This is a genomic window from Burkholderia perseverans (assembly GCF_022870505.1).
GTDB lineage: Bacteria > Pseudomonadota > Gammaproteobacteria > Burkholderiales > Burkholderiaceae > Burkholderia > Burkholderia plantarii.
On the sequence record NZ_CP045094.1, the window covers coordinates 622,920 to 637,508 of the forward strand.

The following is a 14,589-nucleotide window of genomic DNA, read 5'->3' on the forward strand; positions in this document are numbered from 1 at the left end:
CACTTCAGCGCAGCGTTTACAACCACTCCTTCCCGAAAACAAAAATGCCGTTCAGTTGCTTAACTGAACGGCATTACGGCGCTGCCGGGCGTTTTTCATGGGTGGAGCGCAAGGCGCGAGGCGCCGCGCGATGCTCAGAAGTCGACCGGATCGTCGCCGTGCGCGATGGCCGCGGCGGCCGCTTCGAGCGTGGCGTCCGTGCCGGCGGACGCGCTCGCCACCGCCGCGCGCCGGCAGTTGACCGACGCCGACGGATCGAGCGCCGGGTTGCGCAGCTTCTCGAGCACGATCTCGGGCACCGCCACGCGCGTCTTCGCGGCGACGTCGCCGCACTGGAACATCAGCAGCTCGCCCGGCTCGAACGCGGTCCAGACTTCATCGTCGGTCAGCGGCTGCGTGGCGATCACGGCGACGCGATCCTCGGGCGTGGTGTACTTCGCGAAGTCGATCGAGAGATCCTCGTCGATCAGGTGCGCGGTCGAGAACGGCCAGCGCCGCACCAGATAGTGCAGCCGCGTCGAGCAGTGCGCGAACAGTGCCTGGCCGTTCGACAGCAGGAAGTTGAATACGCCATGCGCGGTGATCTGTTCGGTCAGCTCGGCGAGCCGCTCGAACAGCTCGGGCAGCGGCGGCTGCGCGCCCGGGAAGGTGTCGCGCAGGCCCTGCATCAGCAGGCAGAACGCGCGCTCGCTGTCGGTGGTGCCGACCGGCTGGTAGACGCCGTCGTCGAGGCCGGGCGCGAAGCCGGGCAGGTCGCCGTTGTGCGCGAAGATCCAGTGGCGCCCCCACAGCTCGCGCATGAACGGATGGCTGTTTTCGAGCAGGATCGCGCCTTGCGTGGCCTTGCGGATATGCGCGATGGTGTTCTTCGACTTGATCGGATAGCGCTTGACCATCTCGGCGATCGGCGAGGTGGCCGACGATTGATGGTCGAGGAACAGCCGGCAGGCCTTGTCCTCGAAAAACGCGATGCCCCAGCCGTCCGCGTGATGATCGGTGAGCCCGCCGCGGGCCGCGAAACCCGTGAACGAGAAGGTCACGTCGGTCGGCTCGGCGCAGTTCATTCCGAAGAGTTGGCACATAGGACGTTACGGCAGACGAGGCAGGGGGAACACCGGGAGGAACCGGTACAATGGCGGTTTCAAGCATATCACCGAGCCCCGGGCGGCCAAAAGTGGAACCCGCGTGTCCGCGGTCCCCTGTTGCGGTTTTCCGTCACTCGCGACGGGCCGCGGGGCGCGAACGCGGCGGCCCGCGCGCGCTGCCGCCCGCCATCCCCGACGACGCCCCATGACCGCTCCGAACGCCTCCCCCGACGCCTCCGTCACCTCGCTGACCCTCGCCCGTCCCGACGACTGGCACCTGCACGTGCGCGACGGCGCGATGCTGGCCGCCGTGCTGCCGCATACGGCGCGACAGTTCGGCCGCGCCATCATCATGCCGAACCTGAAGCCGCCCGTGACCACCACGGCGCAGGCCGAGGCGTACCGCGCGCGGATCCTCGCCGCGCTGCCGGCCGGCATGGCGTTCGAGCCGCTGATGACGCTCTACCTGACCGACAACACGCCGGCCGACGAGATCCGCCGCGCGCGCGCGAGCGGCTTCGTGCATGGCGTGAAGCTCTATCCGGCCGGCGCCACGACCAACTCCGACGCGGGCGTGACGGACCTGCGCAAATGCGCGGGCGCGCTCGAGGCGATGCAGGAAACGGGCATGCCGCTGCTGGTCCACGGCGAGGTCACCAATGCCGAGATCGACCTGTTCGATCGCGAGAAGGTGTTCATCGATCGCGTGATGACGCCGCTGCGCCGCGATTTCCCGGCGCTCAAGGTGGTGTTCGAGCACATCACGACGAAGGACGCGGCCGACTACGTGCGCGATGCCGACGCGGCGCCCGGCACGCTCGGCGCGACCATCACGGCCCATCACCTGCTCTACAACCGCAACGCGATCTTCACGGGCGGGATCCGGCCGCATTACTACTGCCTGCCGGTGCTCAAGCGCGAGACGCACCGCGTCGCGCTGGTGGCCGCGGCGACCTCGGGCAACGCACGCTTCTTCCTCGGCACCGACAGCGCCCCGCACGCGCAGGACGCCAAGGAAGCGGCCTGCGGCTGTGCCGGCTGCTATACCGCGCTGCATGCGCTCGAACTCTACGCGGAAGCGTTCGACCAAGCCGGCGCGCTCGACAGGCTGGAAGGCTTCGCGAGCTTCTTCGGCGCCGATTTCTACGGCCTGCCGCGCGCCACCGAGACTGTCACGCTGCGCCGCGAAACCTGGCAGCTGCCGGCCACCATCGAAGCCGGCGACACCTCGGTCGTGCCACTGCGCGGCGGCGAGCCGATCGGCTGGCGCCTCGCGTGAGCGGGGCCGCGGGCGGCCCCGCCGGTGGCCCGTCCCGTGCCGGCTTCGCGGCGATCGACTGGCAGGCGCCGTGGCTCGCGCCGTTCGCGCTACACGGGCCGCGCTGGCAGGCCGCCGCGCTGGCCGGCGAGGCCGCCTGGCTCGCGGCGCTGGCCGCCGATGCGGCCACGGCCGGCATCGATACCGGGCGCGGCCTGCCGCTGCGCTTCATCGAACAGGCCGCGCTGCCGGCCGGCGTCGCCTACGAGACGCAGATCGCCACTACCGGCGGCGTGCCGACCCGCCACAATCTCCACGATTTCTTCAACGCGCTGGTCTGGTTCGCCTACCCGCGCCTCAAGGCCGCGATCAACGCGCGGCAGTCGGCGGCGATCGACACGCTCGGCGTGGGCGGCGCGCGCGGCGGCCTGCGCGATGCGCTGACGCTGCTCGACGAGAACGGCGCGCTGTTCGTCACCGCCGATCCGGCGCTCGGCGACGCGCTACGCCGCTTCGGCTGGCGGGCGCTGTTCGTCGAGGCGCGCGCGGCCTGGGGCCGGGCCTGCGAACTGCGGCTGGTCGGCCACGCGCTGCTCGAGAAGCTCGTCGCGCCCTACAAGGCCTGCTGCGCGCATGCCTGGATCGTCGAGGCGCCGCCCGCCTGGTTCGACTGGGACGAGGGGGCGCGCCTCGACTGGCTCGACGCGCACGTGGCCGCCGGCTTCGACGCGCGGCTGCCGCCGCACGGCGGCTTCGCGCCGGTCCCGGTGCTCGGCGTGCCGGGCTGGTGCGCCGCGAACGCCGAGCCGGGCTTCTACGACGACCCGCAGGTGTTTCGCGCAGGGCGCCGCACGCGCGGCTGAAACGGGGCAGGGTCGCGGCCGGGGTTCCCGCGCGTTCTCCGGTTGGTTCCCCGCTTTGCCGGTTCGCGGCGAGGCCGCGTCGATGCTAGAATTCGCCTCGCAAAGTGGGCCAGGCAGTCGCGGCCCGCACGGCTTCCGGTCGTGCGGGGCGAGGAAAGTCCGGACTCCGCCAGGGCAGGGTGATGGCTAACGGCCATCCGTGGCGACACGCGGAACAGGGCAACAGAGAACAGACCGCCGATGGCCCGGCGCAAGCCGGGATCAGGTAAGGGTGAAACGGTGCGGTAAGAGCGCACCGCGGCTGCGGCGACGCAGACCGGCACGGTAACCTCCACCCGGAGCAATTCCAAGTAGGCAGGCGCGCATCTTCGCGATGCAGGACGGTGCCCCCGTCTCGTCTGCGGGTAGGAAGCTTGAGCGCGTCAGCAATGGCGCGCCTAGAGGAATGACTGCCACTTCGCGCGCGTCCTGGACACGCGCGATGCACAGAATCCGGCTTATCGGCCCGCTTTGCCGCCCGACACGAACGAAGGCCGGCGCCAGGATTGGCGCCGGCCTTTTCGTTTTGCGGCGGAGCGAACGGAACAAACGGGGCGGCCGCTGCCGGCCGCCGCGCCGCTCAGCCCGCGACGATGTCGAACGAGTGCGTGAGCTCGGCCGTCTTCGCGATCATGATCGATGCCGAGCAGTACTTGTCGTGCGACAGGTTGATCGCGCGCTCGACCGTGGCCGGGTTCAGGTTGCGGCCCGTGACGGTGAAGTGGAAGTGGATCTTCGTGAATACCTTCGGATCCTCGCTCGCGCGCTCGGCCTTCAGCGTCACCGAACAGTCCGTCACTTCCTGGCGGCTCTTCTGCAGGATCAGCACGACGTCATACGCGGTGCAGCCGCCCGTGCCGACCAGCACCATTTCCATCGGGCGCGGGGCGAGGTTGTTGCCGCCGCCCCCGGGCGCGCCGTCCATGGCAACGAGGTGGCCGCTGCCCGTCTGCGCGACGAACGCCATGCCATCCTGGCCCATCCAGCTAACTTTGCATTCCATGCGTGTGCTCCAGCCTCTTCGGCTTCGATTACCAACCGGCATTGTAGCCCGCGTCGCCACGCGCGGCTGACGCGGTGCGGGAATGGCAAGCATCGAACGTCCCGCGCGGCGCGGCTTTGCGTAGTTCGAGGCGGCGGGTTAGGGGTTTTGCTCTAGATTGCCGCACACGAATGGTCTGATGATTTCGCTCAACGCCCTGATTCCAATGGGGAAGGCGGTGATGTTGCGGCGCCGCATGAAAATTTCACATTATGGGTTGCGATTTCATCATGTAGATTTTCTTGTGTTGCCCGGCGCAGGTTCCTATAATTGGATCCATTGATTGTCGCGTTGCGGCAATCTCCGGCTGTCTCCTCCACCCTCCTCCAAAGGTGGATTGAGCCCGAACGACGGTTCGGGCTTTTTTTCGTCCGGCGTGCATGAAACGGCAGCTTTCCGGGCCGCGGCAACGTGGCCGGACCAACGCGCGGCGTACCCGTGGGCCGCATTGCCAGAGGGCACCCGGCCCCCGGTTCCCCCACTCAAGCGATTTCTTTGACCGGTCTACCTGAATTCCTTTATAATTCAGGGTTTTCCGCATTCATGCCCGCGGAGAAGAATCAGGGAGAGCCTGCACAGCGCCCAGAGCGCAACCAAATCCAAGCAGGAAAAAAGCAAGGGCAGCAGTCATTATTTTTGGATCGATCATGAAGACGTTTTCCGCAAAAGCCCATGAGGTGACGCGTGAATGGTACGTGATTGACGCGACGGATAAGGTTCTCGGACGTGTCGCCAGCGAAGTGGCACGCCGTCTGCGCGGCAAGCACAAGCCCGAGTTCACCCCGCACGTCGACACCGGTGATTTCATCATCGTTATCAACGCCAGCAAGCTGAAAGTCACGGGCAACAAGGTTCTGGACAAGAAGTACTACCGTCACTCGGGCTACCCGGGCGGTATCTATGAAACGACGTTCGGCAAGATGCAGGAACGCTTCCCGGGCCGTGCGCTCGAGAAGGCGGTCAAGGGCATGCTGCCGAAGGGCCCGCTCGGCTACGCGATGATCAAGAAGCTGAAGGTCTACGCAGAAGCGACGCATCCGCATTCGGCACAACAGCCGAAGGCGCTCGAGATCTAAGGGGACCCACCAAATGATCGGTAACTGGAACTACGGTACGGGCCGCCGCAAGAGCGCAGTCGCTCGTGTCTTCATCAAGGCTGGCAAGGGCGACATCATCGTCAACGGCAAGCCCATCGCCGACTACTTCTCGCGCGAGACGTCGCTGATGATCGTGCGTCAACCGCTGGAACTGACGAACCACGCTCAAACGTTCGACATCAAGGTCAACGTGACGGGCGGCGGCGAAACGGGTCAGGCCGGTGCAGTGCGCCACGGCATCACGCGCGCGCTGATCGACTACGACGCGACGCTGAAGCCGCAACTGTCGACCGCCGGCTTCGTCACGCGCGATGCGCGTGAAGTCGAGCGTAAGAAGGTTGGTCTGCGCAAGGCACGTCGCGCCAAGCAGTTCTCGAAGCGTTAAGCGCTTTTCGGTCCATCGCCCGCGGGCGATGCCGCCGAGCAGAAACCGCCAGTTCCGACTGGCGGTTTTTTTATGCGCGTGCGGTTCGCGAGCGTGCCGTGCGCCGGCCGTAATCAGGGCGCAAACCAGGGCGCAAGCCGCTTGATTTCGAGGACTTCGGCACGATCTTCGGAACCGCCCTACAATAGCGGCAATGGGCTTTTTTGGAGAGTTCGCATGAACGCTGTCACCGAATCCGCGGCAACCACCACCACCGAAATGCCGGCACCGTTCGTCTTCACCGACGCAGCCGCCGACAAGGTCAAGCAACTGATCGAGGAAGAGGGCAATCCCGAGCTGAAACTGCGCGTGTTCGTGCAGGGCGGCGGGTGCTCGGGCTTCCAGTATGGCTTCACGTTCGACGAGGAAGTCAACGAGGACGACACCGTGATGAACAAGGGTGGCGTGCAGTTGCTGATCGACTCGATGAGCTACCAGTATCTGGTCGGCGCCGAGATCGACTATAAGGACGATCTGAACGGCGCGCAGTTCGTGATCAAGAACCCGAACGCAACCACCACCTGCGGTTGCGGCTCGTCCTTCTCGGTCTGACCGACCGCCACTGACGCAGCGCGCGGGCGCCCGCCGCCCGCGATTCCGAAAACCCCACGCACGGCGTGGGGTTTTTGTCGTGGCGCCGACGATTCCCTGCCGTCAGCGTGGGTATAGCGCGCCGAGCACGCGCGGCCCGGCCGCCCCCGTCACGCCGGCGAGGTTGCCGGCCGCGCGCGCCGTGAAGCGATGGGCGAGCCAGGCGAACGCGATCGCCTCGACCTGCTGCGGCGGCACGCCGAGCGCGGCGGTGGTGTCGACCGCCGCGCTCACGCCGGACTCGGCCAGCGCGTCGGCGAGCGCGCGCAGCAGCACCGGGTTGCGCGCGCCGCCGCCGCAGACGTAGACGGACCGGCAGTCGGGCGCGTGGCGCGCGATCTCGCGCGCGATCGTGACGGCGGTCAGCGCCACCAGCGTGGCCTGCACGTCGGGCGGCGCGACCTGCGCAAACGTGCGCAGGCGCGCGTCGAGCCAGTCCGGATTGAACAGGTCGCGGCCGGTGCTCTTCGGCGGCGGCAGGTCGAAATACGGTTCGGCGAGCAGCGCGGCCAGCAGCGCCGCGTCGAGCTTGCCGCTCGCGGCGAGCCGGCCGCCCTCGTCGAACGGCTTGCCAAGCTGGCGCTGCGCCCAGGTGTCGAGCAGTGCGTTGGCCGGCCCGCAGTCGAAGCCGCGCACGCCGGCGCCGCCATGCGCGCCCTCGGCCGGCAGGATCGTGATGTTGCTGATGCCGCCGAGGTTGCAGACCACGCGCGTCTCGTCCGGCGCGCCGAACACGGTGGCATGGAAGCCCGGCGCGAGCGGCGCGCCCTGACCGCCGGCGGCGACGTCGCGCGCGCGGAAATCGGCGATCACGTCGATGCCGGTCAGCTCGGCGAGCAGCGCGGGATTGTTGGTCTGCCGCGTGTAGCCGCGCTCGGGCCGGTGCCGCACGGTCTGGCCGTGGACGCCGATCGCGCGGACCTGGTCGGGCGCGAGGTTCGCCGAGCGCAGCAATTCATGGCAGCAGACCGCGTAGCGCGCGGCCAGCGCGTTGGCTGCCTGGGCCTCGCGGTCGATCTCGTCGGCGCCGGGCTGCTGCAGCGCGAACAGCGCGTCGCGCAGCGTGTCGGCGAAGCCGACGAAGCCCTCGGCCAGCACCGCGGGCGGCTCGTCCGCGGCGAACCGCACGGCCACGCCGTCGCAGCCGTCCATGCTGGTGCCCGACATCAGGCCGAGATAGACGCCGTCGGCGGGATGGTCGGCTTGCTTGCGAGGTGGCGCCACGGTTTTCTCCTGTCGTCGAGCGCGCGGGCGGCGTGCCCGCGCCGGCGTGGTCCGATTATCCGCGCAAGCCGCCGCGCCGTTAAGCGATGCGCGTGCAAGTTATGGGAAAATCACCGCTTTTCCGACTTTCCTCCTTTTCCGCACCGATGAGCCAAGATCCCCAAACGAAGCCCGCGCTCCCGATCACCGATTCCGTGCGCGAGGCGCTCGCGATCACCAGGCGCGGTGTCGACGAACTGCTGATCGAGGACGAGTTCGCGCAGAAGCTGGCGCGCAGCGAGGCGACGGGCACGCCGCTGCGGATCAAGCTGGGGCTGGACCCGACGGCCCCCGACATCCACATCGGCCACACGGTGGTGCTCAACAAGATGCGCCAGCTGCAGGATCTCGGTCACACGGTGATCTTCCTGATCGGCGACTTCACCTCGCTGATCGGCGATCCGTCGGGCCGCAACGCCACGCGCCCGCCGCTCACGCGCGAGCAGATCGAGGCGAACGCGAAGACCTATTTCGAGCAGGCCGCGCTGGTGCTCGACCGCGACAAGACCGAGATCCGCTACAACAGCGAATGGTCGATGCCGCTCGGCGCCGACGGCATGATCAAGCTCGCCTCGCGCTACACGGTGGCGCGCATCCTCGAGCGCGAGGATTTCACGAAGCGCTTCCAGGGCGGCGTGCCGATCTCGATCCACGAATTCCTCTACCCGCTGATGCAGGGCTACGACTCGGTCGCGCTGAACGCCGACCTCGAGCTCGGCGGCACCGACCAGAAGTTCAACCTGCTGGTGGGCCGCGAGCTGCAGAAGCAGTACGGGCAGGAGCCGCAGTGCATCCTGACCATGCCGCTGCTGGAAGGGCTCGACGGCGTCGAGAAGATGTCGAAGTCGAAGGGCAACTACGTCGGCATCAGCGAGAAGCCGACCGAGATGTTCGGCAAGCTGATGAGCATCTCGGACGTGCTGATGTGGCGTTACTTCGAACTGCTGTCGTTCCGCCCGATGAGCGAGATCGCGAAGTTCAAGGCCGAGATCGAGGCGGGCCGCAACCCGCGCGACTTCAAGGTGCTGCTCGCGCAGGAGATCGTCGCGCGCTTCCACTCGCAGGCCGACGCCGAGCAGGCGCTCGAGGACTTCAACCACCGCGCCCGCGGCGGCGTGCCCGACGACATCCCGTCGGTCACGCTCGGCGGCGCGCCGCTCGCGATCGGCCAGCTGCTCAAGCAGGCCGGCCTCGTGCCGTCGACCAGCGAGGCGCTGCGCAACATCGAGCAGGGCGGCGTGAAGATCGACGGCACGACCGTCTCCGACAAGGGCCTCAAGATCGAGGCGGGCGAGTACGTGGTGCAGGTCGGCAAGCGGCGCTTCGCGCGCGTGACGGTCGGCGCATGATCGCGCTGATCCAGCGCGTGCGGCGCGCCGACGTGCGCGTCGGCGAGCGCGTGACGGGCGAGATCGGCGCGGGCCTGCTCGCGCTCGTCTGCGCCGAGCGCGGCGACACCGAGGCGCAGGCCGACAAGCTGCTCGCGAAGGTGCTCGGCTATCGCGTGTTCAGCGACGCGGCCGGCAAGATGAACCTGCCCGTCACGAACCTCGACGGCGCGGGCACGGCGGGCGGCCTGCTGCTCGTCTCGCAGTTCACGCTGGCGGCCGACACCCAGAGCGGCATGCGGCCGAGCTTCACGCCGGCCGCGCCGCCCGACGAGGGCGCGCGGCTGTTCAGCTATTTCGTCGAGGCGGCCCGCGCGCGGCACCCGATCGTCGAGACCGGCGAGTTCGGCGCCGAGATGCAGGTGTCGCTCGTCAACGACGGCCCCGTCACGTTCTGGCTGCAGGCGCGCGCCGCCTGACGCGGCCCGCGTGACGCCCGCGCCGCCGGCCGGGCTGCCTCCCGTTTCGTTTATCGCTTCGTTCCCCTCGCATTCCGACCGGCCAACCGATGACCACGACGCAAATCCTCTTCATCCGCCACGGCGAAACGCCCTGGAACCGCATCAAGCGCATCCAGGGGCACATCGACATCGCGCTCGCCGAGACCGGCGTCGAGCAGGCGGCGCGGCTCGCCGAACGGCTCGCGCGCGAGGCGCGTGACGGCGCGCGGCTCGACGCGATCTATTCGAGCGACCTGCAGCGCGCGCGGCAGACCGCGCAGCCGGGCGCCGACGCGCTCGGCCTGCCGGTGCGGCTCGACGCGGGGCTGCGCGAGCGTGCCTACGGCGCGTTCCAGGGCCACGACAGCACCGAGATCGCCGAGAAATTTCCCGATGCGTACGCGCAATGGCAGACACGCGACCCCGGCTTCGAGCCGGCCGGCGGCGAATCGCATCGCGCGTTCCATCACCGCGTGCTGCATGCGCTCGCGCCGATCGTGGCCGCGCATCCGGGCGGGCGCATCGCCGTGGTCACGCACGGCGGCGTGCTCGACTGCGTCTATCGCCACGCCGCGTCGCTGCCGCTCGACGCGCCGCGCCAGTACGCGCTGCTCAACACCAGCATCAACGTGGTCGAGGCCGACGGCGACGCGCTGCGCATCGTGCGCTGGGCCGACGTCGACCATCTCGGCGGCGGCAGCGACGACGACGGCTACCGCAAGGTGCTGTAAACGCAAACGGCCCCGCGCTCGCGGGGCCGTGATCCGGTGCCGTTCAGGCGCCGTTCATTGCAGGCCGTGGCGCGTCTTGTAGTCGAGCGCGTAGGCGAGCTTGCCCGGCTTGGATGCCGTGATCGGCGCGAGCAGGTCGCCGAACGTTCCCTTCGTGTATTTCTTGCCCGCGTTGATCTGCGCGAGCCGGCCGAGATCGGCGCCGGTCTTGCCGTCGATCACCGGATCGGTCGACGCGACCATCTGCAGCGACGCGTTCCAGGTGGCGTTCAGGTAGCCGGTGTCGGCCGTGGCCGGATCGGGATCGGTCGCGCCGAGCTTCGTCAGCGTGTAGCCCGACAGCGGGAACGTCGCGCGCAGCCAGTCGGCCCAGTAGAACTCGAGGAAGTCGGTGGACGGTGTCGGCTTGCTGTAGCCGACGTCGCGCGTGAAGTAGACGAGCGAGCGATAGACGTCGTCCTGCATGCCGAGCTTGAGGCCGAGCCCGGTGGGCAGCTGCGCCGGCGTGATGGCGGCGCCGTTCGCGTCCTTCAGGCGCGTGTAGCCGCGGCTTTGCATCTCGGCCCAGAACGCGCTGCCCGTGTAGCTGCTCAGGTTGTCCTTGACGAGCACGTGGACGTGCAGCGTCGGGCCGCCGTCGGGCACCTCGTAGTAGGTCGACAGGCCGTGATGGCCGTCCGTCAGGTACAGCGTGTCGCCGTTCGGGCCGACCACCACCGGGTTCAGCAGGCTGGTGTCGCGCTGGCTCGTGTCGGTGGTCGTGCAACCGTAGCTCGTCGCGTCGGTCAGCGTCGAGGTGGACGAGGAGCTGTCCTTCGTCAGGCCGCCGAGGCCCTCGTCGGCGCAGAAGTCGTCGAACTTCTTGGTCGGATCGAGTTCGTAGCGGCCGAGCTTGTAGTAGATCTGGTCGTAGCCGAGCGCGGCCTGGGTCGGATGCAGATCGCCGAGCGCGACGTCGAGCATGTCGCCGGTGGCGGCCGTGGCCCACTTGCCGGGCTGCGTGGCTGGCACCGGAGTGGTCTGCGCGGGCGTGGCGGCCGGCTGCGGCGTGGCGGCGAGCGAGCTGGCGGGGGACGTGCCGTCGCCGCCGCAGGCGGCGAGCGCGAGCAGCGAGCAGAACGAGGCGGCCACGGCGAAACGGCTGAGCGAAGGAGGCATCGTCATCGTGAAGGAAGGCGTCAAATGAGGAGGGCGTCGAATGAGGAGGGTGCGCGCGGCGCGCGGAAAGGCGCAAGCTTGCCGTCGCGACATGACAGTGATTTGAAAATAATCGGATGGCAATCGCAAGCCAGGTGAAATCGAAGTGATGGATTGGCGTGGCGCCGGCGGACGGGCCGTGCGCGGGTGCCAGTGCTTGCGATCGGGTGCCGCCGCCGGCGTGGCGCGGCGGGTGGTTCAGCGTGGTGTGGGTGGTTCGCCGGCGGCGGCGGCGGGATGTCCCGTGTGGGCGGGAGCGGGGGTACTGGAGGCGCCCGAGGCGTCGCCGGAGCCGTTTGGATGCGGCCATTGCGGTACGGCCGGTGGTGCGTCCGAGGTGGCTGATGCGACCGGCGTCGGCGCCACGGACGAGTCCGGCGTCGCCGCCGCGCGCCGCCGGGCGCGCTTCGACGCGCCGTTGACGAGCGCCCAGCGAAACACCGGCGCGATCAGGCGGATGCCGGGCCGCGCCACCACGCGCCGCACCGGTGCGAGCGCCGCGAGGTCGAGCTGGCGCTGCGCCCAGTCCGGCAGCAGGTCGACGCCGGCGTGGAACAGCAGCGCGGCGGCCGGCTTCATCGCGGCGCGCGGCACCGGCGTGTCGCGCAGCACGCGGATCACCTCGCGCGTGCGGTCGCTGGCGACCAGTTCGCTGCGCATCCGTTCGAGATAGGCGGCGATCTCGGCGCGCGAGGCCGGCACGTCGCGCGCGCCGAGCAGCGTCGCGATCAGTGCGGTCTCGGCGTAGTAGCGATCCTGCTCGGCGCCGGACAGCGCGGGATTCACGTAGCGCAGATGCGCGGCGAGGAAGCTCGACACCTCGGCCACGTGGACCCAGGTCAGCAGCGCCGGATCGTCCGCGCGATAGGGGCGCCCGTCCGGCGCGGTGCCCGTCACGGCGGCGTGGATCGTCTTCACGCGCTCGATCAGCGCGAGCGCGTCGGCGCGGTTGCCGAACGTGGTGCCGGCGACGAACGTCGCGGTGCGGCGCAGCCGGCCCAGGATGTCGGTGCGGAACGTGGAATGGTCCCAGACGCCGGCCAGCGCGAGCGGGTGCAGCGCCTGCAGCAGCAGCGCGGCGATGCCGCCCGTCATCATCGAGGCGAAATCGGCGTGGACGCGCCAGCAGACCGCGTCGGGGCCGAACAGGCCCGGGTCGCCGGGCGGCACGGCATAGTCGATCGAGGGTCCGCCGCCGCCCGTGGTCAGCAGCGTCACGCCGCCCGCGAGCCGCGCGCGCAGCCGGTCGGCGAGCCCGCGCCCGGGCGGCTGCGCGGCGGCGTCACGGCGGGGCGGGGCGGACATCGTGCGGATTCCGGGGAGGCTAGCGCCGCGTGTCGTCGTCGGCGCCGGGGATGCCGGGCGTGGGGCCGTCGGGCACCGGCAGCCCGAAGTGGCGATAGGTGAGCAGCGTGGCGACGCGCCCGCGCGGCGTGCGCTGCAGGAAGCCCTGCTGGATCAGGTAGGGCTCGAGGACGTCCTCGATCGTGTCGCGCTCCTCGCCGATCGCGGCGGCGAGATTGTCCACCCCTACCGGGCCGCCGTCGAACTTGTGCAGGATCGCCTCGAGCAGCTTGCGGTCCATCAGGTCGAAGCCGACCGGATCGACGTCGAGCATCGCGAGCGCGGCATCGGCGACACGCTCGGTGATCGCGCCGTCGGCCTTCACCTCGGCGTAGTCTCGCACGCGGCGCAGCAGCCGGTTGGCGATCCGCGGCGTGCCGCGCGCGCGCCGGGCGATCTCCAGCGCGCCGTGCGGATCGATGCGCGCGTTGAGCAGCGAGGCCGAGCGCTGCACGATGCGCGACAGCTGGCCGGCATCGTAGAACTCGAGCCGCGCGACGATCCCGAAGCGGTCGCGCAGCGGGTTGGTCAGCATGCCGGCGCGCGTGGTGGCGCCGACCAGCGTGAACGGCTGCAGGTCGAGCTTGACGCTGCGCGCGGCCGGCCCCTCGCCGATCATGATGTCGATCTGGTAGTCCTCGAGCGCCGGATACAGGATTTCCTCGACGACGGGCGAGAGCCGGTGGATCTCGTCGATGAACAGCACGTCGTTCGCTTCGAGGTTGGTGAGCAGCGCGGCGAGGTCGCCCGGGCGCTCCAGCACGGGGCCGGACGTCTGCCGCAGGTTCACGCCCATCTCGCGCGCGATGATGTGCGCGAGCGTGGTCTTGCCGAGGCCGGGCGGGCCGAACAGCAGCACGTGATCGAGCGCCTCCGAGCGGCGCTTGGCGGCCTCGATGAAGATCTCGAGCTGGCCACGCACCTTCTCCTGGCCGACGTATTCGTCGAGCTGGCGCGGCCGCAGCGCGCGTTCGAACGCCTCCTCGTGCGACGAGGCGGGCGTGGCGGCGATGATGCGCTCGCCGGCAAGTTTGTCGGTTTCGATCATGCGGGCATTGTACCGCGCGTCATCGCGCCGACGAACTGGCCGAACGGCCGAGTCGCGCGAGCCGCCGCGCCGTGCGAGAGTGGTGGCTCGCGGTACCCGCTCAGGCCTTCGACAGCGCCTTCAGCGACAGCTTGATGCCCTCGGACACGCCGGTGCCGGCCGGCACGTTCTTGATCGCGGCGAGCGCTTCCTTCTCCGAGTAGCCGAGCGCGAGCAGCGCGTTGAGGATGTCGGCCGCGTGGTCCGACTGCGAGGCCTGGCCGGCCAGCTCGCCGAGGTCGGCGCCGAGCTTGCCCTTCAGTTCGAGCAGCAGGCGCTCGGCGGTCTTCTTGCCGATGCCGGGCAGCCGCTGCAGGCGCGCGGCGTCCTGCATCGTCACGACCTGCGAGAGCTCATGCACGCTCATGCCGGAGAGCACCGCGAGCGCCATGCGCGCGCCGATCCCGGTGATCTTCAGCAGCTCGCGGAACGCCGAGCGCTCCTGCGGCGTGAGGAAGCCGTACAGCAGGTGGGCGTCCTCGCGCACGATCAGCTGGGTGAGCAGCACCACGCGCTCGCCGGTGGGCGGCAGGTTGTAGAACGTGCTCATCGGCACGTCGAGCTCATAGCCGACGCCGTTGCAGTCGACGAGCAGGTGGGGAGGATTCTTTTCGAGCAGGGTGCCGGCGATGCGACCGATCATGACGAGGACGACGAGGGGAGGAAAGCGCGAGTGTAGCGCACGCGGCAACGGACGAGGCCGGCTGGTGGCCAGCGCGCCGCTTGCGGCCGCCGGGGCG

15 protein-coding genes, 1 other RNA gene and 1 pseudogene are annotated in these 14,589 nt (G+C 69.3%); 10 read left to right on the forward strand and 7 right to left on the reverse strand.

The genetic code is table 11. The features are described from left to right. Positions 1-134: 134 nt before the first annotated feature. Entirely contained in the window at positions 135-1,082 is a 948-nt protein-coding gene (locus tag BpN12_RS17385; protein ID WP_246796735.1) for a class II glutamine amidotransferase, read from the reverse strand. Positions 1,083-1,290: 208 nt separating this feature from the next. Between BpN12_RS17385 and pyrC the strand changes: the two genes are divergently transcribed. From pyrC to rnpB, 3 genes are all read left to right on the forward strand, one after another. Further along, positions 1,291-2,364 carry a dihydroorotase gene (gene pyrC, locus BpN12_RS17390; protein ID WP_246796736.1) on the forward strand — a complete coding sequence of 358 codons (1,074 nt, stop codon included), beginning with the start codon at positions 1,291-1,293 and terminating at the stop codon, positions 2,362-2,364. Beyond that, positions 2,361-3,206, forward strand: a complete 846-nt coding sequence (locus BpN12_RS17395) for a DUF3025 domain-containing protein (protein WP_246796737.1) — start codon at positions 2,361-2,363, stop codon at positions 3,204-3,206. Before pyrC ends, BpN12_RS17395 begins: the two co-directional genes overlap by 4 nt. A gap of 101 nt (positions 3,207-3,307) precedes the next feature. Further along, an RNA gene (gene rnpB / locus BpN12_RS17400) (RNase P RNA component class A) lies at positions 3,308-3,722 on the forward strand. Positions 3,723-3,825: 103 nt separating this feature from the next. On the opposite strand, the gene BpN12_RS17405 is transcribed toward rnpB, so the two are convergent. Further along, positions 3,826-4,248 carry an OsmC family protein gene (locus tag BpN12_RS17405; RefSeq protein ID WP_042623866.1) on the reverse strand — a complete coding sequence of 141 codons (423 nt, stop codon included), beginning with the start codon at positions 4,246-4,248 and terminating at the stop codon, positions 3,826-3,828. Between the two features lie 178 nt (positions 4,249-4,426). On the opposite strand from BpN12_RS17405, the gene BpN12_RS17410 reads away from it, so the two are divergent. The 4 genes from BpN12_RS17410 (at position 4,427) to erpA (ending at position 6,360) form a co-directional block, all read left to right on the forward strand. After that, on the forward strand, positions 4,427-4,570 hold the full coding sequence (locus BpN12_RS17410) for a hypothetical protein (protein WP_246796738.1): 144 nt from the start codon (positions 4,427-4,429) through the stop codon (positions 4,568-4,570). 364 nt (positions 4,571-4,934) lie between these two features. Further along, entirely contained in the window at positions 4,935-5,363 is a 429-nt protein-coding gene (gene rplM, locus BpN12_RS17415; RefSeq protein WP_012734653.1) for a 50S ribosomal protein L13, read from the forward strand. Between the two features lie 13 nt (positions 5,364-5,376). Then, on the forward strand, positions 5,377-5,769 hold the full coding sequence (rpsI, locus tag BpN12_RS17420) for a 30S ribosomal protein S9 (RefSeq protein ID WP_042623867.1): 393 nt from the start codon (positions 5,377-5,379) through the stop codon (positions 5,767-5,769). Positions 5,770-5,985: 216 nt separating this feature from the next. After that, on the forward strand, positions 5,986-6,360 hold the full coding sequence (gene erpA / locus BpN12_RS17425) for an iron-sulfur cluster insertion protein ErpA (RefSeq protein WP_042623868.1): 375 nt from the start codon (positions 5,986-5,988) through the stop codon (positions 6,358-6,360). Between the two features lie 102 nt (positions 6,361-6,462). Here the strand turns inward: erpA and BpN12_RS17430 are convergent, their stop codons facing one another. Next, entirely contained in the window at positions 6,463-7,566 is a 1,104-nt protein-coding gene (locus tag BpN12_RS17430) for an anhydro-N-acetylmuramic acid kinase (protein WP_246797928.1), read from the reverse strand. Positions 7,567-7,769: 203 nt separating this feature from the next. On the opposite strand from BpN12_RS17430, the gene tyrS reads away from it, so the two are divergent. The 3 genes from tyrS (at position 7,770) to BpN12_RS17445 (ending at position 10,221) form a co-directional block, all read left to right on the forward strand. Then, positions 7,770-9,011 carry a tyrosine--tRNA ligase gene (gene tyrS, locus BpN12_RS17435; protein WP_042623869.1) on the forward strand — a complete coding sequence of 414 codons (1,242 nt, stop codon included), beginning with the start codon at positions 7,770-7,772 and terminating at the stop codon, positions 9,009-9,011. Beyond that, positions 9,008-9,469 carry a D-aminoacyl-tRNA deacylase gene (dtd, locus tag BpN12_RS17440; protein ID WP_246796739.1) on the forward strand — a complete coding sequence of 154 codons (462 nt, stop codon included), beginning with the start codon at positions 9,008-9,010 and terminating at the stop codon, positions 9,467-9,469. The genes tyrS and dtd overlap by 4 nt, the downstream gene beginning before the upstream one ends. Before the next feature lie 89 nt (positions 9,470-9,558). Then, the gene (locus BpN12_RS17445) at positions 9,559-10,221 is read left to right on the forward strand and encodes a histidine phosphatase family protein (RefSeq protein ID WP_246796741.1); all 663 of its coding nucleotides are present in this window, start codon (positions 9,559-9,561) and stop codon (positions 10,219-10,221) included. A gap of 54 nt (positions 10,222-10,275) precedes the next feature. On the opposite strand, the gene BpN12_RS17450 is transcribed toward BpN12_RS17445, so the two are convergent. The 4 genes and pseudogenes from BpN12_RS17450 to ruvA all read right to left on the reverse strand — a co-directional run bounded on the left by BpN12_RS17450 (position 10,276) and on the right by ruvA (position 14,492). Beyond that, the gene (locus tag BpN12_RS17450) at positions 10,276-11,379 is read right to left on the reverse strand and encodes a ParB/Srx family N-terminal domain-containing protein (RefSeq protein WP_246796743.1); all 1,104 of its coding nucleotides are present in this window, start codon (positions 11,377-11,379) and stop codon (positions 10,276-10,278) included. Between the two features lie 411 nt (positions 11,380-11,790). Further along, positions 11,791-12,723: pseudogene (locus BpN12_RS17455) on the reverse strand (oxygenase MpaB family protein); the annotation flags it as partial. Positions 12,724-12,742: 19 nt separating this feature from the next. Beyond that, complete coding sequence (ruvB, locus tag BpN12_RS17460) at positions 12,743-13,810, reverse strand: Holliday junction branch migration DNA helicase RuvB (protein ID WP_246796745.1); 1,068 nt, start codon at positions 13,808-13,810, stop codon at positions 12,743-12,745. 100 nt (positions 13,811-13,910) lie between these two features. Then, entirely contained in the window at positions 13,911-14,492 is a 582-nt protein-coding gene (gene ruvA / locus BpN12_RS17465) for a Holliday junction branch migration protein RuvA (RefSeq protein WP_246796746.1), read from the reverse strand. Positions 14,493-14,589 lie beyond the last annotated feature (97 nt).